Origin of the sequence: Paenibacillus taichungensis (genome assembly GCF_047302525.1) — a bacterium.
In the GTDB taxonomy this organism is placed as follows: Bacteria; Bacillota; Bacilli; order Paenibacillales; family Paenibacillaceae; genus Paenibacillus; species Paenibacillus taichungensis_B.
Genome location: NZ_CP168020.1, coordinates 6,269,978 through 6,296,464, shown reverse-complemented (window position 1 = coordinate 6,296,464; position 26,487 = coordinate 6,269,978). Strand labels below are relative to the sequence as shown.

The following is a 26,487-nucleotide window of genomic DNA, read 5'->3' as shown; positions in this document are numbered from 1 at the left end:
CTTACGGATAAGTAACCGTAGCGGCTGTTCATCGTTCATCTTCTTTTATCGTAACGATGGTACTTATGGCTGTCTGACTGTCTTCTGCCCAAGTTCTCCAGTCGACTCTACCGGATGCGGTTGTTTCGCCACCCATAAAATTCGCTGCAGCAACATGCCGGCCAAACCAATGGCCAGTGTCGCTATGCCGATATATTGAAATGTGGGACTGGGCCCCACGCTCCGAATCAATGCACCGCCAGCAAGTGGAGCGACGACCAGCACGACACTGGAAAGCGAGTTTTGGATACCGAATACACGGCCTACATAGGCAGGCGGAGTTTCTTTTTGCAGCAAGTAATTCAACGTCACCATGAACAGACCATTGCCCACTCCGATGCATAAGCCCCAGATGATGATCCAGAACTCAGACGTTTGGGAACTGACCCAACCAAGCGCAGCAATTCCGGCACCAATCAGCAAATATCCTCCACCCAGCCCCCAGCCATACCCAATTCGCGGAAGCCGATTCAACAGTAGAATAATCACAACCGCACCTGCCCCAGCCGATGATCCCAGCCAGCCGATCAGGGCTTCGTTGCCAGGCTTGATCTCTCGAAACAGCGTCGTAAACTGGTAATCGATCATGAGGATCGCCATTAATCCAAAGCAACCAAACAGAATCGTACTCAGAAGGATGCGGCTGCTCTGGATAAAACGCCAACCCTTCTGCCATTGAATGAATAGAGATTCCGCGGTCTCCCCCGTTTCCAAAGGACCTCCATCCGATGCAGAAGGTTCTGGATCCTCTGTTAGACGCCGTAAAGGCCACAACACGACTCCGGACAACAAACGTGTACAAGCATTGATTAAAATACAGACTTGCGGTGAAAAGACGGCCACAATGACTGCACCCAGCAGCGGTCCCGCTACTTTGGAGCATTGGTTCACAAAACCGTTCAGTGATGATGCCTGAAACAGATGCTCCTCTGCTACCACTTGGCGCGTGAGTGCCTGCTGCGCAGGAACATGGAATACCCCCATCATCGCTCGTAAAGCAAGAAGTGGCAGCAGCCACGCCGCACTTGGCGCGAACAGAATTGCAATCGTTAATACAACGGTGATCACATCACATATCATCATAATTTTCACCTTATGCAAACGATCAGCCAATGCACCTGCCACCGATCCGAGTACGATACCCGGAACAGCCATACATACCGGAATAAGGGCAATGATCAGCGGATCAGCACCCCAACGATAAGCGACCATGACCTGGATGGCGAGTGCGTCAAACCAATCTCCAAAGGTCGCGAGCGAATACGCAATAAACATCCGCATGAAGCGGAAGTTGGTCCATAGGCTTTTGGATGAGCCATTGGATGAAATAGATGATGGATTGGGTTCATTTGAAATGACGGTCATACGTTATACTTCCTCCCCTGATTACAGCCTTGTTGCTGGCTTGTATGTTCCTTGGCTGTAATCATAAGGGTGTTATATCAGAGGAAGATCAGAGGATCGGGAAAACGGAAATAAAAACGTACGGATTTCATCCACAATTTGCTGTCCATACACAGGCACGCCGTAACTTTTGGAGATATCCGCATAGACTTGACGGTATTTAGTGCGAAGACGCCCCTCTATGCGGTGTTGTGCCATGAACAACAATATCTGGTAGGCCGAATTGAGATATAGCGGTGCGTTCAGTGTCATTTTCAATACGTCCAGACCATCGTCCATTCTCGGCTCTGCCTCTCGGATTCGCCCCTGTCTGAGCAGCCATAAGCCTTCCATAACTTGAAAGCGTCCGATTTCCCGCAGGTATGGCGCATCTTTCAACCCGGAACGCAGAGCAGCCATCTGATCCTCTACCGCTTCGCCGCCGCCACCCCACAGTTCCACATACAACTCTGAGAGCTTTACCGGAAGTCTGAAATGGACCAGTTCATCTTTCTCCATCACATGATACGTTTCAATGAGTCGAGCCTTGGCTCGTTCATACTGGCCCACCTCTGCGTAGACTTCAACAATGTTCAGAATACGAAGTTCACGAAGCTGTTCGGCAGACAAAGCGGATGAATTCAGAGCCTTTTCGTACAAGGGCAAACTCTCCGATGGTTCAATCAGGGTATGTGTAAAAATTAGCAGCCAGTACAAACGTTCCTCGAAGGGAATTTCCGTCGTTGTAATCAGCCATTCCAGATCTCCCTGAATAAAGTGGATGTACAGCTGATAAAATGGATCAATCTCAATGCCCAGCGCTTCTTGCTGATCCAGCAGCGTGAGCATCGATTTTCCCTGCCCATACAGATGATATTTGCGGAACAATCCATGAATGGCTTCTCGCATCTCCTGATCTTGGGCGGAAGGGTTAGAAGGCAATATCGCCATATTCGATCGAATGATAAGTCGGTAACCATAACCACGCACGGTCTCCAGTGCAATTTCTTCCCAACGTTTCAGTTTCTTGCGCAGTCGATACACATGGTCGTCCACGGTGCGTTCAACGGGATATTCCAGGGGCCATACCCGGTCCAGCAATTGGCTGCGAGTAAAGACTTTTTCCTTGTTTTCATACAAAAAATGCAGCAGCGCAAATTCCTTCGCCAGCAGGCGAATGGAATCGGTACGCCGGGTTACGCTGTATGTTCCTTCATCGAATTGTAACGACATGCTCGGCCCTCCTATGTATGCTTACTAATTGTGGTCCTTATTCTGTTCAACATACCACAAAAACCCTTTGCGAGAACGCAAAAGGTTTTTGTAATGAGATGTACTGGCTCTCTTCGGTGATCGAAAGGTGCTCCCTGGATTTAACCCAGCACCACGCGATCATCGGCCATTTTTTTACCACTGATACGTTCAAACTCACCCAATAACTCAGGTACGGTCAGCGTACGCTTACGCTCTTCACTAACGTCCAAAATAATTCGGCCTTTGTCCATCATAATTAGACGATTGCCCAAACGTATGGCCTGCTCCATATTATGTGTAACCATCAACGTTGTAAGTCTCATCTCACGTACAAGCGTCTCTGTCAGCTCTGTGATCAGCTCCGCACGAGAAGGATCAAGTGCAGCCGTATGCTCGTCCAGCAGCAAAATTTGCGGCTGGGTGAATGTTGCCATCAGCAAGCTGAGCGCCTGGCGTTCACCACCGGACAGAAGGCCCACTTTGGCATTGGGGCGTTTGTCGAGCCCAATGCCGAGCTTCTCCAACTGGGCGTTGAAAATCTCCCGTCTTGCACGGGTAACTCCAAAGCCCAGTCCACGGCCCTTGCCGCGTTTGTACGCCATCGCCATGTTTTCCTCAATGGACATATGCGGTGCTGTACCAGCCATCGGGTCCTGAAACACACGGCCAATCCAACTGCTGCGTTTATGCTCAGGCAGGCTTTTGATGGAACGTCCATTGATCAGCACATCGCCCATGTCGGGCTTCATGACGCCTGAGATAATGTTCATCAACGTTGATTTCCCTGCACCGTTACTGCCAATCACCGTCACAAAATCTCCCGGATTCATGGTCAGATTTACACCAACCAGCGCAGTCTTCTCGTCCGTAGTTCCCGGATTAAACAGTTTGGTCACTTGTGTAATCTCAAGCATAATCACATGCCTCCCTTCGCCTGTTGGCTCGATGAGCCCATAAGCTCTTCGGTTCGTTTGCGAGCCAGACTTTTCTGCTTCATGGAGCGCTGCATGGTTGGGAAAACAAGTGCGATAATAACGATCACCGCGGTGATCAGCTTCAGATCAGATGTGTCAAACCATTCGACCTGGAGTGCGATCGCGACCACAATCCGGTAAATAATTGAACCGACCACGGCCGCAAGTGTGGCCCAGAATACGGTTCTTGCACCCAGAATCGCCTCCCCGATAATAACGGAGGCCAATCCGATGACGATCATCCCAATTCCCATCGTAATGTCTGCAAAACCGGATTGCTGTGCAATAAAGGCTCCAGACAGCGCAACAAGTCCGTTGGACAGACTGACACCAACAATGGTGGTCACATCCGTATTCGCACCGAAGCTGCGAATCATGCGTTTGTTGTCACCTGTGGCGCGTAGTGCCAGTCCGATATCTGTTTTCATGAACAGATCCAGCATGATTTTGAATACCAGCACAACCACGATAATGATGATCATGACATGCTCACCCGAGAAGGGGTTATCCATGCCCATAATGGATTTATTCGGTGCACCGAGAATACGCATATTAATCGAATACAGGGCAATCATCATCAGAATACCAGATAACAGCCCGTTAATTTTGCCTTTGGTGTGCAGCAGACCTGTACAGGCGCCAGCCACCATTCCTCCAGCCATTGCTGCCAAGCAAGCGAGCCAAGGAGAGAAGTCGTTGGATATCATGACCGCCGCGATTGCGCCTCCAGTTGTAAAACTTCCGTCTACGGTGAGATCGGGGAAGTCCAGTATGCGGAATGTAATATATACACCCAGTGCCATCAGTGCATACAACAATCCAAGCTCGATTGCCCCTTCAATTGAACCCCAAGTCAAATTCACATTGCTTCCTCCCTGTCTATCGAAAAGAATGAGGCGAACCCGTTGCACGTTCGCCTCGCATCCGTACTGCCGGAGAATCGTCCGGTCAGATTATTGAATAATGTTGGTATCCTGGTCCTTCACTTCTGCCTTCATCTCATCGGTAACAGTGATGCCTTGAGCTTCAGCAGCTTTCAGGTTCAGAATCAGATCCAGCTTGTCCGGCACGGTCACTTTCATGTCGCCCGGTTTCGACCCATTTTTCAAAATGTCCGCAGCCATTTCACCAACTTGGTATCCGTGATCGTAATATTTGAAACCTACAGTTGCGAAAGCCCCTTTTTCCACGGTATCCCGGTCACTGGAGAAGAACGGAATTTTATTTTTGTTCGCTGTCTGGATGATTGTATCCACTGCGCTAACCACCGAGTTATCCAGCGTGATATAGAAGGCATCCACTTTGCCAACCAAAGAATCGGTCGCCTGTTTTACTTCGGATGTGTTCGTAACTGGCGCTTTGACCAGCTTGATATTATGTGTTGCCAGCGCTTTTTCCGCATTGTTAGCCATCACAACCGCATTCGGTTCGCCCTCGTTAATAACCAGACCTACCGTCTTCACATCCGGTAAATTTTTGGCGATAAAATCAGCCAATTGCACAATCGCCTCCGGGTTCGTATCCGATGCACCCGTTACGTTACCACCTGGCTTGTCCATGTCACTCACCAGTTTGGCACCCAGTGGATCCGTCACTGCCGCGAACAGCAGTGGCTTGTCCTTTACTTGTTGAGCCAGCGCCAGTGCGGATGGTGTTGCAATCCCTAGGACCAGATCATTCTTGGAATCCCCGGCAATCTTCTGGGCAATGGACAGGTTGTTCGTTGAATCGCCCTGCGCGTTATTGTAGTCAATCGTCAGATTCTTGTTCTCTTCAAGACCAGCATCCTTCAGCGCTGCAATAAATCCTTCACGTGTGGCATCCAACGATGGATGCTCAACGATTTGTGAGATCGCGATACGATACGATTTTTCTGCCGTGCCTTCACCTGTTGTGCTGCCTGATCCCTCGGTCGTTGTGCTACCACCGCTGTTATTTCCGCAACCTGCCGCTACGATCATTGATGCAACCATCATCAGAGACATTAACAATTTCTTTTTCATGTGTGAGAACCCCTCTCCATCTTCTAAAATATTGATACCCTTATCGTTATCCAAGTGACACGATAGGGCGGGACAAAACGAACGCTTCAACGCATTGTTGCTTTGACCGACAAAAGCAGACAAATATAGACTTTTCTCATGCGACTGAAGTCCATGACTCGTGTTGGTATTTTATTGTTTCCCTAATATTAAGGTGCGACCTGTTTCCCGTCAATGGTTGAACCGCTTCCAATTTGGTTTCAGTACAGATACGTGAGAGAAAACATTACATAAAACAAAAAAAGAGACTGCTTCGACGAATCGAAACAATCCCTTCTTCTCTCAAACCTATTAGTTCCCAGCCGCTTCGCGAATCTGGTATGTGCATTTCTTGCCGCCGTCCGCATAACATTCAGTGCGCTCCACATCGGCCTGCAGCAATGAACGGAACAGCTCCAGTTCACAGCGACAAGCCTGTTTATAGACACTCGCTACCTGCACAATGGGGCAGTTCAGCTCGGTAAGCACATAGGTGCCATCCTCTTCCTTGGAGGCATCGGCCATATATCCGTTTGCATTCTGAATGCGCGCGAGTTCCTCGACACGTCCGGCCAGATCCTGACCTTGCATCTGTGGCTGTCCGCTGCGAAGCAGCTTGTCCCGGCGGCTCTCGAACAATGCATCCACGACACCGCTGCCCGCTGAATCCGACAGTTCCTCCAGCAGCTCCAGGGTCAGTGATGAATATGATTTTGGGAAAAAGCTATCCCCGCGTACCGTCAGATGGTACACGGCAGATGGACGTCCAGCTGTAGCTCTGGCTTCCCGAACTTCAATCCATCCATCCTGCTCCAGTGCTGTGAGGTGACGGCGAATCGCCATGCCGGTCAGACCAAGCTCAGCTGTCATTTCCCTTGCGGTCATTGTGCCTTGCTGCTTCAGCATGAACAAAATCCGTTCACGCGTCGTTCGTTCCTCTTCGCGCTTCACGATCAGCACCTGCTCTCCCTGCTTATGCGGTTACCGGTGCTGCCTCCCGGCAGGCATCCGAGCAAAAGCGGTTATGCGTCTCTTCGCAATCCTCACAGCTTACATGCTGCAGGTTGCAGGTTGGACAGTTAATATAACGGTCATGCGTCGTTCCACAGTGATAACAGCTAGCAATCACGATATCTTCATCCGTCCGGTTAATCGGTACGGAAATACGCTCGTCAAATACATAACATTTACCATCAAACAGACGACCTTGTACCTCATCGTCCTTACCATAGGTTACGATTCCGCCATCAAGTTGCGCCACGTCCTGGAATCCTTCATTAATCATGAACCCGGTCAGCTTCTCACAACGGATGCCACCAGTACAGTAGGTAATGATTTTTTTGTCCTTCATGTCACCCAGATTCTCCCGAATCCATTCCGGAAACTCGCGGAACGATTCAACGTCCGGACGAATCGCACCTCGAAAATGACCAATCTCGTACTCGTAGTCATTGCGGCCATCAATTACAATGACATCCTCCTGTTGAAGATGCTCGTAAAATTCTTTCGGGGACAACCGTTTACCACTAACTTCGTTCGGGTCCAAGTCTTCGTCCACGCGGAACGTAACCAGCTCAGCTTTGTGACGAACAAATATTTTTTTGAACGCATGCTCTTCGACATCATCAATCTTGAATACCATATCGCTGAACAGCGGGTTGGCGTGCATATCCTTCATGTATTGCTCGGTTTGCTCTGGTGTACCGGATACGGTACCGTTAATGCCTTCCGAGGCAATCAGAATACGGCCTTTTACACCCAGGTCCTTACAGTATTGCAGATGCTCTTGCGTAAACGTTTCAGGGTCTTCAATCTTCACGAACTTATAATATAAAAGCACGCGGTACGCGCTGTTACACATGTGTATCACCTGTTCCTATTCCATGTTGTTATTGGCCGGATCATCCGACAAGACTACAACGTTGCAACCTTGCTTAATAAAAAGAAAAGAAACAGCCGTCCGAAACAATGTCTCGAACTGCTGCTTTGAACATTCGACTTTTATTCCTGCATTCTAGTTTATCGGAAGCGGAATAGCTTAGTCAATATAAATGTATAGAAAGGAATGTAAGTTATGGAATACATTTTTCGCTACTTGTCTCAATCGTCGATTAAGAATACTGAATGGCATTTGCAATAAGCATAAATACAATACCCATAGCGATCCACATTACCATCAGCGGCCAGAAGAATCTAACCCATTTCTGATACGGAATGCCGGATACCGCGAGACTGCCCATTAAGGCTGAAGACGTTGGCAAAATCATGTTGGTGAATCCGTCTCCGAACTGGAAAGCCAGTACGGCAGTCTGACGGGTAACCCCGAGCAGATCCGATAATGGAACCATAATCGGCATCGTTGTTACGGCCATACCTGTACCCGAGGTGATGAACACGTTCATGATATTTTGGAAGAAATACATACCCAATACCTGCACGGAGGACGGCAATTCGCCAACCGCTGTAGACATTCCGTATACTACGGAGTCAATTACATTACCCTGATCGAGGACAACCATAATTCCTCTTGCCAGACCGATGATAAAGGCACCATAGGCAATACCACTTGCGCCTTTGACGAATTCACTTGCAATTCGGCTAGGACCGAACCCAGACACGAGACCAGCGATCACGCCCATGCTCAGGAAGAGAGCCGCCAGTTCTTCCATCCACCAGCCTTCTTTGGATACACCCCAGATTAACAGGGCAAAGCCAGCTACAATTGTAATGATGGTCAGAATATGTGTGATGCGAATCGTTGGCAGTTTGTTCAGGTCCACCGCAGGTGTATCTGCTGCCTGCTCCTGTTCTAACTCATGCACCAAACCACGAGTTGGATCAGACTTCACTCTGGACGCGTACCGCATAATATAGATACTTGTCACGGAGATGAGACACACCAGAATGATCGCACGCAGCCACATGCCTGAGAAGATCGGGACTTCTGCAATCGCCTGAGCCAGTCCTACGTTGAACGGATTGAGCAGTCCGGCAGTAAAACCACACGAGGCCCCCAGCGAGATCATCGCCGTACCGGTTAGAGCGTCATACCCCAGCGCACGCGCAATGGCAATCCCGATCGGTACAAAGACCATAACCTCTGTGGACATGCCCATCGTGAATCCACCAACTGAGAACAAGGTGATGAATACCGGAATGACCCACAGTCCCTTATTGGCAAACGAACGGGCTACCCGGCCTGTAAGAGCTTCAATTGTTCCCGTGCTCGTAATGATCTGAAATGCTCCGCCGATGATGAAAATAAAGAATACAACGTCAGCGGAGTCAACCAGTCCGCGAACGATGGACTTGGGAATATCCCATAATCCCGTTGGATTGGCCTCTACATGATGATATGAACCTGGAACGAGCAAGGATTTGCCTGTCGCCTCATCCTTGACCCGATCAAATTCCCCTGCGGGAATAATATAGGTCAGGACAGTAGCTACCAGCACCAAAATGAACAAGATGACGAAGGTATGAGGCATTTTGAACCATTTACGCCGTTGTTGTGGTTGTTTTGTTATGTTTTCCAATTCATCATCCCTCGTCCTTCTGTTGTTTCCATGCTTCAAATTCATCACGTACCTGCTGCAATGCTGCCTTGTCTGCGTACAAATCGAACGCTGTCAGTGCAAGTGCCTTCGCCGCACGGTTTAGTTCTATCATGCCTTCCTCTGCTCCGGCAAGCCGGGCAAATTCAGGTGTGTGTGTTGTCGCGTCGCCTAACCGAATATACGGATGGATCGCGGCTGTAATTTGGCTTACGTTACCAATATCCGATGAACCAACACCGCCTGTTTGCGGTGGATCATGCACTTCAATGCCCATATCCTCCAGGTTCTGCTGGAACAGACCCGCCAGAGTCTTGTTGTTATTCCGCTCGGCATAGATCAGGCCTTCTGTAATATCTACCGTAGCCCCAACGCCTTCCGCAGCATGGCGCACGACACGATATACTTTGTCCATGACGATTTTCAGTTCTTCGACTGTCTTCGCCCGAATGATATATACGGCTTCAGCCAGCTCAGGCACCACGTTGGGCGCATCTCCACCCTTGGTGATAATCCCGTTCACCCGAACGTCATCCTTCAAATAAGGACGAAGCGAGTTAATCCCCGCGTATGCATTGACCAAGGCATCCAGCGCACTAATGCCTTTCTCAGGAGACGAGGCTGCATGTGCCTGTTTGCCGTGGAACGTAAAGGTTGCGTCCACACAGGCCAGCGCACCTCTCAGTACCATCGTTTTTTGCTGCGGGTGACACATCATGACGGCATCAATCTCATTGAATACGCCATCGTTCACCATAATGATTTTGCCGCCGCCCTCTTCTTCAGCCGGTGTGCCAAGAACGATGATCCGTCCCGGAAGATCAGGGCAAGCTTCCTTGAGCGCCAGTGCTGCACCTACAGCAGAGGTTCCGATCAGATTGTGTCCGCAGGCATGTCCGATGCGGGGCAGCGCATCATATTCAGCGAGCAGTGCAATCGTGGGTCCGCCTGGCCGGCCTTCCCATACAGCACGGAACGAGGTGTCGAGGCCTGAGATGCCTTTTTCCACCTGAAATCCGGCCGCTTCCAGCGGTTCGGTTAACCATTGTTGTGCTTGGACTTCCTGAAAGCTAAGTTCAGGGTTAGCGTGAATGCGCAGGGATAATTTCCGCAAGTCGGGGTCTAGCAGGTCTACGGTTTCTTTGATTTTTTGCTTCATATGAGCAGGGTCAGGATACATATTATTTTGCCGCCTTTCTCCAAATACAGCATTTCTATATTCAATTCAATCGAATAAATATACAATCAGATTGGATATATTGTATGTGTGACCAAGCCATAAGTAAATTCAAAAAAATTAAGGAATAGCCCATAAAAAATTTTATGGACTCGCTTGATAATAACATATGTATATCATTAGATGTCAGTATATTACTGGTTCATTTACATATTAGCCAAGAGAACTTCGGTATACATTTTGATCTTATGTACATCCTTCGAATGGGTACTCCCGATGAAAACGACACTGCCAAATAGTAATAAAATCCCTTTTTCAATAAGAAAACATCGGATAATTATGCATAAAGCAATGCATCTATTCCGCTATGTATGTATCTAGCCTCCACCCAAGACATGCTGTGTCCCTGCCGTTCTCATCAAGTCAACAAAGCGACCCACCGTTGCCTGCTGCAGCACACTTTCCTTATACACCAACCACGTATTACGCCGCACTCCCTGTCCATTCTGTCGGATCAGTTCCTGCTGATGGAGGTCATCCGAAGCAGACACAAAAATACCCGGAATAATGGCATAACCAAGCCCATAACGCACCATTTCCTTGCATGTCTCATAGCTGTCCACACGCATCGCTACGGTTGGTGAACATTCATAGCGCTCATACCACCAGGCCGCTACCCCCTCTCGGAAGGGGCTCACAGGAGTTCCACCCGTTTTCGTCAAGGGCTCCTGAAATGCAATTTGCGGAAGCTCGGGAAGTTCATCCAGGTCAATGGGTTCACGGGATACAATGCAGACCGGTTCATCGTGCAGCAGATGTTTCCCCTCATACCATGGATGCTCCCCCCGGATGACACCCACCTGAATTTCATCCCGCATCAACAGTTCCATAACCTCTACACTCAAAGCACAGGTCACAGCAAACTGAACCTCAGGGTACAGCTCCTTGAACTGCTTTAACAACGGAGGAAGCTTGTACAACGAATAATGATTGGCAATCCCAAGGCGCAACGTTCCCTTAACCTCATTTCGAATGTTCGACAGCTGTTCCTTGACCTGATTAAGCTCATTGAGCATTTTACGGGCATAGATCGCGAGATGCTCTCCTTCGGGAGTGAATCTGGCACCTTTTAATGTTTTATCAATGAGTGGTACGCCAAATTCCTTCTCCAATTGCTGCAAACGGTATGTCAAAGCAGGCTGGGTCATAAACATGCGCTCCGCAGCCTTAGTCAGACTGCTTTCTTCGGAAACGCTCAGCAGCAGACGGCAGTCCTTTTCATCCATGATCATGTTCCCCCTTCACTTCTCGTCTCTTCAGTATAACCCAGAAAACCAACGTTAAAGGTACAGAAAAAGCCCAACTCGTTATGAGTCAGGCCCGCCCTGCTGATTTGCTTCTTCTTCGATGATGATTTACTGCGAAATCGTAATGACCGAGGTGACAAAGTGATACGATTCATTTTCCTGCACTGCCTGTGACAGCAAAATTCGGTTACCTTCCGGACTCCAGCTCAGTGGATCAGATGCGTTATCCATATCGGCCGAGATCTGGAACTGCTCCGCCGATTCCGTATTGGAGACGAACAGTCCTTTCTCATCGTCACTTTCCGAATTGATCGTGTAGGCGATTTTGGAATCGTCACCAGACCAGCTCGTGCCGAAAATCTGCGTGCCTCTGGCAAGTGTGGCTTTTTCATTCCCTTCCAGATCGGTTAGCACCAGCGCCCGTTTGGTATCGGCTGTTTTTTTCACAATCGCCAGTCTTGAGCCATCGTTGGACGGGATTACCCTCTCCACACTTTTCAACACCTGCTTCACTTCACCGGTCTTCGTATCGTAGGCATTTAACTGTCCGTCCGTGCCTGTGATGTAGTAAATCACATTACCTGAAACGCTGACACTGCTTACATTGAAGTTTCCCGTCTTGACCAGCGCTTTGGTCGTTCCATCCACACTTGCAGATACGATATCCCCATTCATGTTCGGAAAGACGACATGCTCTTTATCCAGCCATGCGCCTTCAAAGACAAATCCATCATCCTTGCCCGCAGGCAGCACTTCTCCGTTGTGCAGATTCAGAATGAAGCCTTTGCCTGTCGATTCCTCTGGTTCTCTGTAGAAAATATACTGACTATCCGGGGACACAAGTGGTGAGCCCAGACTCACTTCACTTTCCTTCACGGGTGTATCTGTACCCTTCGTAAGATCATACATGTATAAGTTATGCGGGTAACGTTTCTCACCCTCAACAGTGACAGGCTTCATGGACTCGTTTTCTTTATCCGACAAAATCCAGTCATTGCTTAGCCACGCTACCCCGCGCATATTCGACAGTTTATCAATTTTTTCCAGCTTAAAGCTCTGGTACACCGACGTATTGGTATTATCCTTCACCGTAATATCCGTGCCGGATTTCCCGCTCTGTGTATCCCCCCCTGGTTCTGTTGTTCCCCCGCATGCTGTCGCCGATAATAGGACGATTGCCCCGAGCGTGCCCAAAGCCGCCTGTTTCCAATTCATCATGGTCCCTCCTGAGTGCTTTCTATAGACCAAGCATACACATCGCATACTTCCAAAGTTATTCAGACTTGTTTCCAACTTGTAAACTTGAATGGGCCAGAGGGAAAACCAGCTGGAACGTCGTTCCTTCCCCATTTATCGGATCGCTCGGTAACAATGTGATCGTGCCGCCCTGCTTCTCTACAAATTGCTTGACGATTGATAGTCCCAGTCCGCTTCCTCCGGTTTTTCTGGCTCTGTCTTTGTTGACGGTGTAAAAGGGTTCAAAGATTTTCTCGCGCGCCTCATCCGGAATGGGCGTACCCGAGTTGAAGATGCGAATAACCGCTTGTCGCTCCTGCATTCGCAGTTCATTGCTTACCCGGATGGCACCTCCCGGCACATTATATTTGATCGCATTATCCAACAGATTGATGAAAATATGCATCAGGCTTTCCCGATCGCTGCGGATCACCGCAGGCAGTAAGGCCAGCTCCATGTTCAGTTCAAACTTCTCGGCTTTGCCCCGCATCCGGCCACAGGCATCCTCCAGCAGGGCACGAACTTCCACGTCTTCCGCCTGATTCTCAAAATCATATTTCTCCAGGGCAGACAAATGTAATACCTTCTCAACCATCTCGTACAGCCGCTCGGTTTCCTTGCCAATATTGCTCGTGGCATCATCCAGCAATTGTGGATCGTCCTTATACATGTCCAGAAGCTCCACATACGCCTTAATCGACGTAAGTGGCGTCTTGAACTCGTGGCTGATGTTACCGATATATTGTTTCTGCTGCTGCTCCAGGGCCTGAAGCTTCTCGATGGCGAGCTGGAGCTTTTGCTGTTCCGCATGCATGGCTTCAATATTTTGCTTAATGGATGTGCTCATATAATAAATGCCCTGTCCCAGCTCGCCCAATTCATCCTTGCGTCTCACAGGTGATTCGGTAATATAATGCCCTTCACGGATGGAATCGGCAGACTTCTTCAAGCGGGTTATGGCAACGGCAAAACGATTGTAGAAGAGATATCCCAGAATGAAACTTAGTCCAACAACCGCAATCCCCGCCCACATAAACAACTGAAGGATACGTGCATAAAATTCATGATAACTCTGAACCGGATACTGCATGCGCACAGCACCCATCTGTCCATCCGGTCCGTCCAGTGGTGCCATATATAGCAGGGTAACCCCCTGTTCGTGATAAGCAATTTTATTTTGCAGCGCATAGTTCAGCGTCGCTGTGATATCTGCACTTTCCTCAGACATGATCGATGAACCAACTTGCTGTCCCTTCATATCATAAAGCGCGATGGGCAGACCTGTGGAGCTCGCAAGCTCCTGCGCCAGCCTGCGGCCATTTTGCTGTAAAAAAACCTCCTGCTCCAGACGAACGGACTCGGTGTAGTATGACTGGCGTACATTCAGATTGACCAGGCGGGTCTGCTGGGACAGAATGGTCTCAATCTGCGTCTGCTGGTTGCGCTCAATACCTCGCAACACCAGGGAGCTGAGCACAACGACGGTCAGAATTAGCAATGCGGCCAGAAAAACGCTGAACTTCAGCTTGATGCTGACTCTCATACCGAGCCGCCCGGTTCAGGGGCTGATGCCTTATAGCCAATTCCGTATACCGTCTGCAATTTTTGCTGGTCCGTATCACCGATTTTTTTGCGCAGCCGCTGAATATGAATATCCACCGTGCGTGTGCCCCCGGCGTATTCCATGCCCCACACCCGGTCCAGCAGATCATCCCGCGTGTATACACGCTCAGGATTGGACATGAGGATGGTAAGCAGATCGAATTCCTTTGGCGTCAGATCCAGCTTTTCCTCATTCACCGTCACAGTGCGGTGAGCAATATGGATACGCAGTGATCCATTGACAATAGCCTGATTCTTGGAATCGTCAGATGGTGTACTGCTTTTCTCCACACGACGCATCAGTGCTTTTACCCGGGCGAGCAGCTCGCGGATCTCAAACGGTTTAGTCATATAATCATCCGCGCCCATTTCCAGGCCTACGATCTTATCCACGATATCATTTTTGACGGTTAGCAAAATAATGCCGATATCCTCCCGATCCTCCAGCCTGCGGCATACGCCGTATCCGTCCAGCTTGGGCATCATCACGTCCAGAATCATGACCTGCGGTTGGAATGACGCCACCTTGACCAGCGCTTCTTCGCCGTCATTTGCTGTCTCTACTTCATATCCTTCGCGCCGCAGCGCGTAAGCAATGGCACTGACAATGCTTGACTCGTCATCCACGACCAATACTTTCTTATTCATCGAAATCATCCTCTATATGTGTCATGAGTTATCGTAATCTTTGGATCTATGTTAACAAGGTATCGCCTGATTAGCTATGGAGGAATTTACGATTTGTGAGAAACGCCTGTATCCTCTCAGCTTCGACTTCGCTCCACTTTTTTTATACCCCAAACACAACAAAAAGAGCCAACCATAAGGAGGAGTGCTCCATCCCATGATTGACTCTTCTTCTTTAATAAGACTAACGACTCCAAGTGAGGCGTCTTTTTATTTCTATACTCCACTCAAATCGAAATTATTTTCCAAAATCAACATCATACTGCCGGCACCGGCTGAGCTCCAACTTCCTCTTCATGATCCAAAAGATCATGTTTCTCCCAAGCCCGGCTCTTCCAGCGGAAATACATAATGACAGCTCGTGTCCATTCGTCTGCGGCTATCGCAAGCCAGACACCGGCGAGCCCCATGTGAAGCTTGAACACCAGCAGGTAGCCCAGCGGCAGGCTCATGCAGACCATGGAGATCAGTCCCATGTATACTGGGAACTTCGCATCACCTGCGGCTCGTAGCGAACCAATAATCACAATATTGCAGGTTCGCCCGGTCTCCAGCAGAAGACTGAGCAGGATGACCTGTGCACCCAGTTTTATAATTTCCGGATTATCTGTGAAGACACTCATCAGCGGAACACGGAAGAGAATAATAATTACATCGATCACAACCGTGGCGAGCAGCGCCCACTTCACACTGTCAAATACACGTTTGTATGCATCGTTCTTGCGTCGCGCACCGACCAAACGGCCAACTATAATGGAAGTCCCCATTCCGATAGCCATGCTGAATAGATAGATGTAGCTTGAAATGTTACCCGCATATTGCCGGGTTGCCATCGCCTCAGCACCCAGATAGGTCACGTAAAGTGTGAAGACGAGCTGGCAGGACTGATATACAACGGATTCCAGTGCAGAGGGAATACCAATTCGCAATATTTTGCTGATAAATTTCTTCGAAAGATTGATGTAATAGCTAAACTCTACCCTTACATCCATAACCCGATAGAGTAACCAGAAGAAAATAATCAAACAGATCAGACGGCTTCCGACCGTTGAGATCGCTGCCCCTTCTACACCAAGCTTCGGCATGCCGAAATGGCCAAAAATAAGAGCGTAGTTACCAACGACGTGAATCACGTTCATCAGAACAGAAACATACATCGTCTCTTTGGTGTAACCATGCGTACGAATCGTCGCGGCCAGCGCGTTAATCAGCGCCTGAAGGAAGATCCCGCCTCCGACAATACTTATATAAGAACGGGCAAAATCGTATATTTCACCTTGAATATGAAGCAGTGTAAGCAGATGTCCTCCGAACAGAAGGAAGCTTCCGCTCAGGATCAGTCCGACAATCAGATTTAGTGTAATCGCATTACCTGTGACCTGTGCCGCCTCACTCAACTTCTTCGAACCAATATATTGTGCCACAACAATAGCAGCGCCATGTCCAATGACTTCCAGTACAAGAATCGCAATGGAAATAATCTGATTGGCTGCTCCGACTCCAGATACTGCATTATCGGACACCGAACTGAGCATGAACGTATCCACGCTCCCCATCAACATAAACAAGAAGAGTTCCAGGAAAATAGGCCATGTTAGCCGAATCAGATTTAGATCCTTGGCATCCGAACGTAGGGACTCTTTGGTTGAGGATATTGCTGTCATTTTCTCACCTTTCCCGTGTGGGCTTTAATTCTTAGGGTATGTTAGCACAGGTAGTTTGAAAATGCAGTAGTTTTGCGAAAAAACTTGAAAGTTTTTTGAAATTCCAATAATAGGAATTTTCAGTTCTTTCATTTAGTTTGCATTATAGAGAATAAATACATTCATATAGTCGTTCTAAATACATGTTCTCAGGAGATAGACGAAGTCCGAGGCGATGAGCAAAAACCCTTACACATCCCTTTTGGATCGGGATATGTAAGGGTCCAAGGTTTAAGTTAGCCATTTAATCATATGGAATAAATAGGTTTAGCCTTTTACCGATCCGGCAGCGATACCCTCCACAATTCGATTGCTCAAGACGAGGAAAGCGATCAGGACGGGCAGGATACTGATCATCAGTGTCGCACCAATCGCTCCCCAATTTATTTCACTGAACCTTGCGTCACACCGTTGATAATCCATTTCTGTGCAAACAGGTAAATGATGATCATCGGCAGCAACGCCAGCAGATACGATGCAAACGCCAGGTTGAAGTCAGTATTGAATTGACCCTGGAACACATATTGTACCAGTGGAAGCGTGTATTGTGCCGGATCACTAATAATAATGAGTGGCAGCAGAAAGTCATTATAGGTAGATAGACAAGTTAGAATACCAACCGTGGCACTGATCGGCGCCATCAATGGGAAAATGATTTTCCAGAACGTGCCCCAGGTTGTTGCTCCATCTACGAAGGCTGCTTCCTCCAGCGCTACCGGAATGGACCGAATGTAACCTACATACACAAATACGTTAAAGGCGAGACCATACACCGTATGCAGCAGGATAAGACCCAGAAGATTGGTCATTTCCAATGATGCAGTCAGCTTAACAATCGGCAGCATGATGATTGGAAACGGAATGAACATCGCGCTGACGAAGTAGTAATACAGCCCTTTGAAAAACTTCCGTTTCTCCATATTCCGCGCAATGGCGTAAGCGACCATGGAGTTACTGAGCAAGGTCAGAATGACTGTTGACGCAGTAACAATGGCACTGTTACGGAACGATTGGAAGAAGTTTGTCATGTCTATTGCACTTGCAAAGTTCTCCCAGTGAAGCGTTGTCGGAATGGCAAATACCGATTGGGCCATTTGCTCCGGATTCTTCAATGCGATTGTAACCGTCATATATAAAGGGAACAGAATGAACAAGGTACCCAGAACAATTAACAACATAACGGGCCAGTTGGTACGTAAACGGCTTCTCATTACAGATCCGTCTCCCTTCTTTGGAGGAACCGGATTTGCAGAATCGAAATCACCGCAATAACGATGAAATAGATAACCGAGTTCGCAGATTGATATGCATATTCGCCGCCTTCAAATCCACCCGTGTAGATCAGATGGGAGATGGACTGTGTTGCCCGTCCCGGTCCACCATTCGTCAAGGCCACGATCTGGTCAAAGACCATCAGTGAGTTTTTCATCGCCAGCACCATATTAATCGTGAAGAACGGGGCAATAAGTGGAAACGTAATGCTCCAGAATTCACGCCATTTGCCAGCGCCGTCCAGATTTGATGCTTCATACAATGTCGTAGGAATGGTCTGCAATCCCGCCAAATACAGAATCGTATTCAACGCGACTGATTGCCAAACGGCTACAATCACGATCCCAATCCATGCCAGGCTTTCGCTCCCCAGAATGTTGGTGGATAGGGCGTTGATGCCAAGGTTTTGTCCCCAGATCGGGAATACGTTCGAGAACAGGTAGTTAAATATGTAACCTACAATCAATACACTCAGGATATTCGGCAAGAAGTAGATGCCACGGAAAAAGTTACGGAACTTGATCTTGGCATTCAGCCCGAGTGCAATGAGCAGGCTTAGAATATTCGTCAGGATCGTTACAACGATCGCAAACTTGAAGGTAAACCAGTAGGCGTTGCCTACATTGTCATCTTGAAACAGATTGAAATAGTTTTTGAATCCAACAAAGTCATAACCTTTACCAAATCCGTTGTAGTTCGTAAAAGAATAATAGATCCCCTGAAGGGCCGGCAGCGTCATAAATACGAAGAACAATATTACCGCCGGAACCGTCATCCAGTAATAGGGCGCGATGCGCTTGTTCATACTCCATCCTCCTTCGGACAAGGCGTTATCGCCGATTCGCTACCTTGTCCCATTCTTTGTCGAGTGTATCCAGATAGTTGTCGATGTTCTTGTTCTGCAAAAAGGACTGTACGATGGAATTCAGCTGCACCGCAGCCGGAATATAGTGATCGGCGAAGTCGATAACCTTGCCCTGCTCAATGTAAGGTGTCAGTTCCTGTACAGCAGGATCATCTTGTTTTACACCTTCCACCGCAGAGAACAACGTCTGTTCCTCAATGTACTTGCCTATATTTTCAGGCTCTAGCAGAAACGCGATGAACTGCTCGGCCTGCTCCTTGTTCGGTGTATCCGCTGCAATGGTAAACAGGGAGTCGATTCCGTTCACCAGCTTAATCTGGCTCGGATCATTGCCTGTCGGGAATGGGAAGAAACCAATGTCAACATTCGGGTTGGCTTTGCGAATCTCGGAGATCGCCCAGGTACCCTGGATGTACATATAAGCTTCGCCATTGGCAAAGGCACGGTTACCATCCGAATACGCTTTACCGAAGTTGTCGCCGTGACCATAATTCATCAGCTCCAACTGCTTCTCTGCAACCTCACGGTATTTCTCCTTGAAGGTCACCTTGTTCTCGCGACGCTCCAGGTAGAAATCAATACCAACCAAGTTAGGTCCGAGTGCATTGAACGGCAGATTCGTCTGCCAATCATCCTTGTATGTGAAGTAAAACGGAATTTTACCCGCATCCTTAATTTTTTTGGCTGTAGCAATCAGCTCGTCCCAGGTCTTGGGTACGTCCAGACCCATTTCTTTAAACAACGTTTTGTTGTACATGATGCCGTTTGCATTTGTAGCGTAAGGAACACCTGTCACTTCATCCATGCCCGTGACATCCTTCAGCATCTTTATGTAGTTGGGATCGATCGTTTTTAATAGTGGACTGTCTGTCAGATCGGCGAAAATATCACTCTGTGCAAGAATGGAATAGGTATCGGTTGCCCCCATTGCCATAATGTCTGGCACATCGTTCTTCACCACACGTGTCTTCAGCACCGTCTCCGCGTCAGGTGGATTCACCTGAGTGACCTGAATATCGGAGTGTTCGGCATTGAATGTTTTGATTAATTCGTCAAAGGTTCCTTTGGCTTCGGGTTTGTTCTGAAAAAATTCAACCTGCACTTTGCCGTTGGCATTATTCCCGCTGGTGCAGGAAGACAGAATTACAGCCGTTATTCCACAAAGCAGCATTAACCCGAGTGCCTTGGTAAGCGATGTTCTCATGTTGTACCTCCCTCAGCTTATATACGTAAAGATTTACCCATTAAATTAGTGAAGTAACCATGTGGTTAATCCTTCCACTGTTTTATACTTAGAGCGTTGACTATAATGTGTCCTATTATTCCTAAAACGGTTTCGGTAAAATTGAATCAGTCCCACTGAGCGCGAGTCCGGTCATCGGCATAACAAAAAAGGACATCGGAAAATGTCCAATGTCCCTCATGTATTCAATTACGACTGCTTATATCAAAGCTGTTGTTAACTTATTATGAACGCTCTATTTTCGGCAAAGCATTACGTAAACGCTTGGCCCGGTAACTCTGAAATGCACGGATCAGCATGCCGATAACCAGCATAACCACACCAACATTTATCGCAACATCCGCCAAATTAAGAATGCCACGTCCCGACGGAAATACGAGAAAATCCGTTACGCGTGCGTAGATAAAACGGTCAATTGCATTACCCAAGGCACCACCGACCATGAAGCCGGCACCCGCCTGCATCCAGAAACCGCGAATTTCACCTTTTCTCCGATAATACATCATGCCTGCCACGAATAGAATGGCGACCACACCGAACAGACGCGCATTCCCTTGAAACAGGCTGCCTGCCATTCCACTGTTCTCATAATGCTGCAATTGCATTCCTGAGTCGCCAAGTCTCATCGTGTCGCCAACTTCCATATACATCCTCACCGCCATCTTGGTTCCCTGATCAACCAAGGTAACCAGCAGTGCTACAAAATAAAATAACATTGTGCCACTCCTCCTGCCGGACGCTCAAAAGTTAAACTAAAGGGTCTCCGCTGTAACATTCCCTTCACTTTAACACACCCGAAGCGTTGTCACCAACTGGGTAGAGCACGCGCATTACAAACCATCAGGAGGGATTTTTCCGCTTTAATATATGATAGGTATTGCTGAACATGCCGAACAGCACACCTGTAATCGGAAATATGGCCCAGTTAACGTCCCATCGCTGGTATACAAAGCCCGTGAACAGAAACAACGCCGTAGCCAAAGGCCATACGATTGCCCCCACTGCGCCTACAATCCTTTCCTGCTCCTTCTTATCAGCACTAAAGTGTGGCTCCTCCAGCAATTTCGTGTAAGCCCCCTGGATATTGCCGTAATAAATGAACAGGAACACGCCCACCGCTGCCATTAACATAAAGAGAGAGACACCGTAAGATGCGTAGACATCATTAATATATGCACCCGCGAAAATAAAAACGGGTGACAGCACGCACAGGCCGACGCCCGTAATGATCGAAACGCGGTACGTCAGCGCGAAATGGGCCTGACTGCGTTGAAGTGACATCTTGAGCGCATAAGGCAACTGAAAGCCCTTCTCCATATACTTGAAGCGATCGAGCTTCATCCCGCTGTGAATAAACATGCCGACTGCAATGGCGATCAGCACAAACATCCCGATCAGCCCCAGCAGGCTACCCGTTTCCATCGACCCTGTCATGGACTTGATATTGTTGTGTTCAAAAAATGTATCAAGGAATATCAGGAAGGCCACCCCGGATGCGCAGAGAAAAACGCCAAGTCCTGTCCACAGACCCACGCTGCGTTTGACAGCAGCATAATCGTAAGCCTCTTCCTCCGTTAGCACAGGTGCTGCTTCTCCGACCTCATCTGGTTGAATACCGAGCTCAGCTGTTAACTCCTCGATATTGCCAAATTCCGAAATCACAATACCAATTGCCTCATTCTCCGATTTGCCCTCTCGCTTCAGTTCCAAGTATTTATCTTCCATCCCCGAGAGAAGCTCCTGTTTCAAACGCTCCACCTCGGAGGTCTTCGGCAGACCAGCAAACATGTTTTCCAGATACACCATAATCGTCTCCATGCTCTGTCACCACTCCCTGATAAATAGATTCACAACCTCCTGCGTAACCTTCCATTCCTCGCATTTTTCCTTGTAATAATCGAGGCCCAGCGGCGTGATCCGGTAATACGTACGCCGCTTCCCAAGACTCTCATCCCGGTAGAATGATTCAATGTACCCGTTCTTCTCCAATCGGGTGAAGGCAGAATATAGTGTCGTCTCTTTCATCACATACTTCTCATCTGTCAGCTGCCTGATGTTTTTGGAAATCTCGTACCCGTACGACTCCCCTTCCAGCAGCATATAGAGAATTAGCGTATCGTTGTAGCCGCGTATAACATCACTGCTGATCACAAAAGGTAATCCTCCTCCGTTACTTCATCTGTCGTAGTAGTTGAAGTATATCATAACTTACTACGACAGGTGAAGTAGTTAGACATAAAATGGGCAAAAAAAATCCGTACCTGGAATAGGCACGGATGATAAATACTTTTATTGGAGTTTAAACCACAATTTTATTGAATAGCAGAGAGCAGATCCAGCAGCATAGATTTGAATTTCGGACGGTCAATGGCCTCGCAGACGCGTACATTCGGCTCTTTACCGAAACGTCCGTTGATATCCACAACGCTATATCCGCGCGTTAACTCTCCTGCTGCTTCTACATCCACATAATACTGACCGGATTTGGTCATGAGCGACTCATCTGCGGCAACAGCCATCAGCAACGTATCCGGATGAGTGGTGCCATTCAGTTTATGTACCGATTTGTTAAACTGCATAACTACTTTGTTGATGGCGGTGAAGAAATCCGCACCAGATGTACCCAGTGCTGCAATTTCAGCGTGATCATCATCATCCATAACAGAATATTGAGTACACATCTCCCAGCCAACCATGGTGATCGGAATGCCCGCGTGCAATACAATTTTGGCTGCTTCCGGATCTACATAGAAGTTATACTCCGCGGCTGGTGTGATATTACCCAGTGCATTATTTGTTCCACCCATGATGTAGAGGTGAGCAATCTCCGGAATAATGGTTGGGTCCTTCTGGATTGCCATCGCAATGTTGGTCAGGGGTGCAATGGCCAGAAGCGAGATCTCGCCCGGCTGTGCGTGTACCTTTTCAATAATAAAATCAACTGCATGCCCTGCCTCTGGACGCTGGTCCGCCTTCGGGAAATGGGCTCCGCCCATGCCGTCATCGCCATGTACGTCTTCCACCGTGCGGTGTTGGGCCTTACCATAGGCCATCAATGGGCGTTCGCACCCTTTGTACACAGGCACCTTGCCGCCATGTCCTGCAACCTGTACCGTGTACAGGGCATTTTCAACCTCCTGGTCAAACTGTACGTTCCCGCCTGTAATTGTAATGCCCTCCACCTGGAAATGGTGCAGTGCCGTCAGAATCGCAATCGTATCGTCTCCTGCTGTATCTGTATCGATGATGACTTTTCTCATGATGCCGCGCTCCTTCTTCGTTGGATTGATATTCATTCCAAATAAACACTAGGGTTTATTTTACATCAAAAACGTACCAATGACGATGGAAACGCCGATGATAATGGAACGCAGCAGCTGTGCTACCGCCATGTTTCCTCGGGCGATCTCGTCACATACCCGCATCTTTGGGGTAAGGAAGTCAAATATAATATAGACCAGACACAAAATAATGATTCCAAGCGCTGACCAAAGCAGCATATCCAGCCACGAATGCGTGGAGAAGGACACCATGCCCACAATGATACACAGGCCCAGCAATTTGCTGCCCATATACATACCTGCCGCCTCGTTGCCTTTCGCAATTTCTTCGCTATCGTTATACCGGGTCAATTGGCTAAAAGCGAAATACCCACATACCAATACAACCAGCAAAATGCCTACACCTACCGCTACATTCAGCAGGTTCAATCCCAAATTGTCCATTCCTTCTCCTCCTCATCATCCATGCGTTCATTGACCACAGCCGCACAATAATAGGCCATATCTCCGGTTACCTTCTCCCCGATCCGGGGCAGGACACCGGCAAAACGTCCACCGATGACAAATACCCCTGTAAGCAAATAACCACTGTATTCGCCATCCTCTGTCTGAATCACGGCCTGTTCCATCGGTACCAGCTGCTGATATATTTTAGGCTGATTATTATAATAGGCTTCGATTTCCTCATCTTCTTCCAGTTCGGCTATGGTGTCGGAATTCGTGTCTGCGTGCAGCTGATGTAAAGCAGCCGTTTGGCCCGCATGATGATCCGATTCCTCACCCAGCATTGATGTGCCTCGACCTTCGCGCCCCCAATAGCTTTTGGCCACATAAGGCATTGCGCTCCATTCAAATGGTCCGGCTTCGAAATAAGTCGGTAGCAGATAACGCGAAATCACCGCTACCTCTGCATCATCAAACAGCCGAAACCCGCAATATTCCATGGTTTGTTCATTACGTTCATAGAGTGACCAGATCGCCGCCATGAAACCCTTGCTCTGCATCAGCACATGCTGTGCAGGATTCATCAGGCCCAGGCGGCCATCCTGAACCAATTCAAGCAGTGCTGCGCCGATGTCCACGCCGGTCGTTTCATCTCGATCATCGATTAGATATTCCAGGGGATAGAGCCGGTACAACAGGTTAATCTCGCGTCCATGATGGTAGAGCGCCTCCACTGGAATAATCTCCAACTCCTCCAGTGGAGCGTAAAACGTTTCATACCCCGCCTCCTGGCACAGCTTCATCAGATACTCCGTATTGGTCCGATCCTCCACATGCTCCCCAAATGAAGTAAAGGTCACCGGGCCCCGCAAACCCTGCTGTGCGTAAGCATCCAGCCAGCGGTGAAAGCATTCCCGGATACATTCATCCATTCCTTTGGACGGAGCATGGAGTGATGTTTTTTCAACCATCCCCACCAAAATACCTTCCAATGCAGCTGCTTCAGGTATGCCGGTTGGGGTATCCGTGTTATTTTCGATACATTTAGGTCCGGCTTCCCCAATAATCCAGTCCTGCCGAGTAATCCCGCCTGTCACCATCTCCATACGAGCCGCCGGAATAAGGCCGGGATGAATGCCCAACTGCTGCTCCAGAAAAGAGTCGGGCATGTATTGCTGAATAAAACGCATCACCTTGCAGTAGATTCCGTCTACAGCCTCAACCGCCGTACGCAATTCCTGCATCTCCGCTGGGGAATAGACCATCAACGCAGGCACACAATATTGCTTTCCATACATCCGATGGTAGGGAACCTGCTGCCCTGCTTCGCCCCTGAATACTTCATCATGACTGAATGGCAGTTGGTATATATGCCTCATCAGGTTCTAACCTCCCGAACTGCGGAAGAAGCTGCCAAAGCCGCTCGATTTTGAACTGGATTTGCTGTAGGAACTGCTGCCCTTGTTGCTCCGATAGGACGATCCGCCACCGTAATAATAGTGCCCACTGCTGGAGTCATACTCACATCCGGTATCGTATTCTGGGTCACACTCGTCGCTATTGCTGCTACAACCGGATAATACGGCTGGAACCGCAAGCATTAGCGAGAAGGCGACCAGCTTGGCGCGTGATCCAGGTTTGGGTTTGGGATTTTCGTCCATTAGAAATCTACCTCCTTCATAAAAAACAACACTTTCTTGCGATCCGCATCCAACACGGAATACACAAATTCATAGGTCGTACCGCCCCGGACCATGTAATGGTCCAGCAATTGCTCGGCAAGCTCCATCGTGTACGAGGAGGATTCTGCCAGGTCCAATTCCTCAAATGCACTCCCATTCCACAGCATATATTCCGCACTGTACATGGAGGACATTTTACACATTGCGAGTGCAGCGTCCGCAATCGCTGTACCGTATTCCGCAGGTTTTTGGTTGTCATACTTGGTCACGTAGACTGCATGCTCCCGACGATCCTCACATTCATTGGATAGATGCGCCCAGAGCTTATTTTTCATCAGGGTAGCATCGACCAGCTTGCGCATGTAAAGCTCATTGCGAGTACCCGATACCTGCTCCAGTACGCCCGTCTCCACCTGCCGGTCATCCGACCAGTTCCGATAAGTCAATGAATAATAAATAACGATAACCTGCCTTTCTGTGAGCTCTAAGAGGAGCCGTTTCAATACACACAAACGTATTTAACGCATGAGAAGGAAAAAAGCAATTTTCATAAATCCCAAGAGTGGTTTTCAATCAGCATGATATAGATCGAAATGAATCTATTCGTCTAGATCTTTTGCCCGCGAGCGATACACAACATAACTAGCCAATTACTGCGGATATCATCGCGTTATGAAGCTAACTTTGAAGATCAAAAAGGCCAGAGAACTTTCTCCGGCCTTCTTTCCTTCTTTATCTATTTCAAGATCAGCTCCATAATCCG

General features: G+C 48.4%; 25 protein-coding genes and 1 pseudogene. All 26 read right to left on the bottom strand.

Annotation, left to right across the window (positions count from 1 at the left end):
* Positions 1-63 precede the first annotated feature (63 nt).
* Entirely contained in the window at positions 64-1,404 is a 1,341-nt protein-coding gene (locus ACDJ58_RS28660; RefSeq protein WP_413374117.1) for an MFS transporter, read from the bottom strand.
* A gap of 72 nt (positions 1,405-1,476) precedes the next feature.
* Complete coding sequence (locus ACDJ58_RS28655) at positions 1,477-2,655, bottom strand: winged helix-turn-helix domain-containing protein (protein ID WP_413374116.1); 1,179 nt, start codon at positions 2,653-2,655, stop codon at positions 1,477-1,479.
* A 140-nt stretch (positions 2,656-2,795) separates the two neighbouring features.
* On the bottom strand, positions 2,796-3,590 hold the full coding sequence (locus ACDJ58_RS28650) for an ABC transporter ATP-binding protein (protein ID WP_413374115.1): 795 nt from the start codon (positions 3,588-3,590) through the stop codon (positions 2,796-2,798).
* A 2-nt stretch (positions 3,591-3,592) separates the two neighbouring features.
* Complete coding sequence (locus tag ACDJ58_RS28645) at positions 3,593-4,453, bottom strand: ABC transporter permease (RefSeq protein ID WP_064642035.1); 861 nt, start codon at positions 4,451-4,453, stop codon at positions 3,593-3,595.
* Positions 4,454-4,603: 150 nt separating this feature from the next.
* On the bottom strand, positions 4,604-5,653 hold the full coding sequence (locus ACDJ58_RS28640) for an ABC transporter substrate-binding protein (protein ID WP_413374114.1): 1,050 nt from the start codon (positions 5,651-5,653) through the stop codon (positions 4,604-4,606).
* Between the two features lie 330 nt (positions 5,654-5,983).
* Positions 5,984-6,631, bottom strand: coding sequence for a helix-turn-helix transcriptional regulator (locus ACDJ58_RS28635; protein ID WP_413374113.1), 648 nt, complete (start codon positions 6,629-6,631; stop codon positions 5,984-5,986).
* Between the two features lie 13 nt (positions 6,632-6,644).
* Positions 6,645-7,532: a rhodanese-related sulfurtransferase gene (locus ACDJ58_RS28630; protein WP_413374112.1), complete on the bottom strand. Its 888-nt coding sequence runs from the start codon at positions 7,530-7,532 to the stop codon at positions 6,645-6,647.
* Positions 7,533-7,782: 250 nt separating this feature from the next.
* On the bottom strand, positions 7,783-9,207 hold the full coding sequence (locus tag ACDJ58_RS28625) for a YfcC family protein (RefSeq protein WP_244192812.1): 1,425 nt from the start codon (positions 9,205-9,207) through the stop codon (positions 7,783-7,785).
* Positions 9,208-9,211: 4 nt separating this feature from the next.
* The gene (locus ACDJ58_RS28620) at positions 9,212-10,405 is read right to left on the bottom strand and encodes a M20 family metallopeptidase (protein WP_413374111.1); all 1,194 of its coding nucleotides are present in this window, start codon (positions 10,403-10,405) and stop codon (positions 9,212-9,214) included.
* A 374-nt stretch (positions 10,406-10,779) separates the two neighbouring features.
* Positions 10,780-11,688, bottom strand: coding sequence for a LysR family transcriptional regulator (locus ACDJ58_RS28615; protein WP_413374110.1), 909 nt, complete (start codon positions 11,686-11,688; stop codon positions 10,780-10,782).
* Positions 11,689-11,817: 129 nt separating this feature from the next.
* Positions 11,818-12,927 (bottom strand): hypothetical protein, encoded by a 1,110-nt coding sequence (locus ACDJ58_RS28610; protein WP_413374109.1) that lies wholly within the window; start codon positions 12,925-12,927, stop codon positions 11,818-11,820.
* Between the two features lie 55 nt (positions 12,928-12,982).
* The gene (locus ACDJ58_RS28605; RefSeq protein ID WP_413374108.1) at positions 12,983-14,488 is read right to left on the bottom strand and encodes an ATP-binding protein; all 1,506 of its coding nucleotides are present in this window, start codon (positions 14,486-14,488) and stop codon (positions 12,983-12,985) included.
* Positions 14,485-15,195, bottom strand: coding sequence for a response regulator transcription factor (locus tag ACDJ58_RS28600; protein WP_413374107.1), 711 nt, complete (start codon positions 15,193-15,195; stop codon positions 14,485-14,487). Before ACDJ58_RS28600 ends, ACDJ58_RS28605 begins: the two co-directional genes overlap by 4 nt.
* A gap of 296 nt (positions 15,196-15,491) precedes the next feature.
* Positions 15,492-16,898, bottom strand: coding sequence for an MATE family efflux transporter (locus tag ACDJ58_RS28595; protein WP_076287394.1), 1,407 nt, complete (start codon positions 16,896-16,898; stop codon positions 15,492-15,494).
* A gap of 306 nt (positions 16,899-17,204) precedes the next feature.
* Positions 17,205-17,318: pseudogene (locus ACDJ58_RS28590) on the bottom strand (carbohydrate ABC transporter permease); the annotation flags it as partial.
* Between the two features lie 2 nt (positions 17,319-17,320).
* The gene (locus ACDJ58_RS28585) at positions 17,321-18,148 is read right to left on the bottom strand and encodes a carbohydrate ABC transporter permease (RefSeq protein ID WP_076287389.1); all 828 of its coding nucleotides are present in this window, start codon (positions 18,146-18,148) and stop codon (positions 17,321-17,323) included.
* Positions 18,148-19,014: a carbohydrate ABC transporter permease gene (locus ACDJ58_RS28580; RefSeq protein WP_063567591.1), complete on the bottom strand. Its 867-nt coding sequence runs from the start codon at positions 19,012-19,014 to the stop codon at positions 18,148-18,150. The genes ACDJ58_RS28585 and ACDJ58_RS28580 overlap by 1 nt, the downstream gene beginning before the upstream one ends.
* 25 nt (positions 19,015-19,039) lie before the next feature.
* On the bottom strand, positions 19,040-20,245 hold the full coding sequence (locus ACDJ58_RS28575; RefSeq protein ID WP_413379870.1) for an ABC transporter substrate-binding protein: 1,206 nt from the start codon (positions 20,243-20,245) through the stop codon (positions 19,040-19,042).
* 296 nt (positions 20,246-20,541) lie between these two features.
* Positions 20,542-21,033 carry a signal peptidase II gene (gene lspA / locus ACDJ58_RS28570; protein WP_413374106.1) on the bottom strand — a complete coding sequence of 164 codons (492 nt, stop codon included), beginning with the start codon at positions 21,031-21,033 and terminating at the stop codon, positions 20,542-20,544.
* 124 nt (positions 21,034-21,157) lie between these two features.
* Positions 21,158-22,135, bottom strand: a complete 978-nt coding sequence (locus ACDJ58_RS28565; protein ID WP_413374105.1) for a permease prefix domain 1-containing protein — start codon at positions 22,133-22,135, stop codon at positions 21,158-21,160.
* 6 nt (positions 22,136-22,141) lie between these two features.
* Positions 22,142-22,468, bottom strand: coding sequence for a PadR family transcriptional regulator (locus tag ACDJ58_RS28560; RefSeq protein WP_079695459.1), 327 nt, complete (start codon positions 22,466-22,468; stop codon positions 22,142-22,144).
* Positions 22,469-22,629: 161 nt separating this feature from the next.
* Complete coding sequence (locus ACDJ58_RS28555; RefSeq protein ID WP_413374104.1) at positions 22,630-23,577, bottom strand: nucleoside hydrolase; 948 nt, start codon at positions 23,575-23,577, stop codon at positions 22,630-22,632.
* Between the two features lie 60 nt (positions 23,578-23,637).
* Positions 23,638-24,042 carry a DUF350 domain-containing protein gene (locus ACDJ58_RS28550; RefSeq protein ID WP_072733770.1) on the bottom strand — a complete coding sequence of 135 codons (405 nt, stop codon included), beginning with the start codon at positions 24,040-24,042 and terminating at the stop codon, positions 23,638-23,640.
* Complete coding sequence (locus tag ACDJ58_RS28545; protein WP_413374103.1) at positions 24,024-25,421, bottom strand: glutathionylspermidine synthase family protein; 1,398 nt, start codon at positions 25,419-25,421, stop codon at positions 24,024-24,026. Before ACDJ58_RS28545 ends, ACDJ58_RS28550 begins: the two co-directional genes overlap by 19 nt.
* A gap of 6 nt (positions 25,422-25,427) precedes the next feature.
* A complete protein-coding gene (locus tag ACDJ58_RS28540) occupies positions 25,428-25,703 on the bottom strand; it encodes a hypothetical protein (protein ID WP_413374102.1) in 276 nt (91 codons plus the stop codon).
* A complete protein-coding gene (locus tag ACDJ58_RS28535; protein ID WP_413374101.1) occupies positions 25,703-26,137 on the bottom strand; it encodes a hypothetical protein in 435 nt (144 codons plus the stop codon). The genes ACDJ58_RS28540 and ACDJ58_RS28535 overlap by 1 nt, the downstream gene beginning before the upstream one ends.
* Between the last annotated feature and the right edge of the window lie 350 nt (positions 26,138-26,487).

Coding starts and splice junctions, on each gene's coding strand:
- ACDJ58_RS28660 (WP_413374117.1), bottom strand. CDS start 1,404: ATGACCGTCATTTCAAATGAACCCAATCCATCATCTATTTCATCCAAT.
- ACDJ58_RS28655 (WP_413374116.1), bottom strand. CDS start 2,655: ATGTCGTTACAATTCGATGAAGGAACATACAGCGTAACCCGGCGTACC.
- ACDJ58_RS28650 (WP_413374115.1), bottom strand. CDS start 3,590: ATGCTTGAGATTACACAAGTGACCAAACTGTTTAATCCGGGAACTACG.
- ACDJ58_RS28645 (WP_064642035.1), bottom strand. CDS start 4,453: ATGGCACTGGGTGTATATATTACATTCCGCATACTGGACTTCCCCGAT.
- ACDJ58_RS28640 (WP_413374114.1), bottom strand. CDS start 5,653: ATGAAAAAGAAATTGTTAATGTCTCTGATGATGGTTGCATCAATGATC.
- ACDJ58_RS28630 (WP_413374112.1), bottom strand. CDS start 7,532: ATGTGTAACAGCGCGTACCGCGTGCTTTTATATTATAAGTTCGTGAAG.
- ACDJ58_RS28620 (WP_413374111.1), bottom strand. CDS start 10,405: ATGTATCCTGACCCTGCTCATATGAAGCAAAAAATCAAAGAAACCGTA.
- ACDJ58_RS28615 (WP_413374110.1), bottom strand. CDS start 11,688: ATGGATGAAAAGGACTGCCGTCTGCTGCTGAGCGTTTCCGAAGAAAGC.
- ACDJ58_RS28610 (WP_413374109.1), bottom strand. CDS start 12,927: ATGATGAATTGGAAACAGGCGGCTTTGGGCACGCTCGGGGCAATCGTC.
- ACDJ58_RS28605 (WP_413374108.1), bottom strand. CDS start 14,488: ATGAGAGTCAGCATCAAGCTGAAGTTCAGCGTTTTTCTGGCCGCATTG.
- ACDJ58_RS28600 (WP_413374107.1), bottom strand. CDS start 15,195: ATGAATAAGAAAGTATTGGTCGTGGATGACGAGTCAAGCATTGTCAGT.
- ACDJ58_RS28595 (WP_076287394.1), bottom strand. CDS start 16,898: ATGACAGCAATATCCTCAACCAAAGAGTCCCTACGTTCGGATGCCAAG.
- ACDJ58_RS28585 (WP_076287389.1), bottom strand. CDS start 18,148: ATGAGAAGCCGTTTACGTACCAACTGGCCCGTTATGTTGTTAATTGTT.
- ACDJ58_RS28580 (WP_063567591.1), bottom strand. CDS start 19,014: ATGAACAAGCGCATCGCGCCCTATTACTGGATGACGGTTCCGGCGGTA.
- ACDJ58_RS28575 (WP_413379870.1), bottom strand. CDS start 20,245: ATGCTGCTTTGTGGAATAACGGCTGTAATTCTGTCTTCCTGCACCAGC.
- lspA (WP_413374106.1), bottom strand. CDS start 21,033: ATGTTATTTTATTTTGTAGCACTGCTGGTTACCTTGGTTGATCAGGGA.
- ACDJ58_RS28565 (WP_413374105.1), bottom strand. CDS start 22,135: ATGGAGACGATTATGGTGTATCTGGAAAACATGTTTGCTGGTCTGCCG.
- ACDJ58_RS28555 (WP_413374104.1), bottom strand. CDS start 23,577: ATGAGAAAAGTCATCATCGATACAGATACAGCAGGAGACGATACGATT.
- ACDJ58_RS28550 (WP_072733770.1), bottom strand. CDS start 24,042: ATGGACAATTTGGGATTGAACCTGCTGAATGTAGCGGTAGGTGTAGGC.
- ACDJ58_RS28545 (WP_413374103.1), bottom strand. CDS start 25,421: ATGAGGCATATATACCAACTGCCATTCAGTCATGATGAAGTATTCAGG.
- ACDJ58_RS28540 (WP_413374102.1), bottom strand. CDS start 25,703: ATGGACGAAAATCCCAAACCCAAACCTGGATCACGCGCCAAGCTGGTC.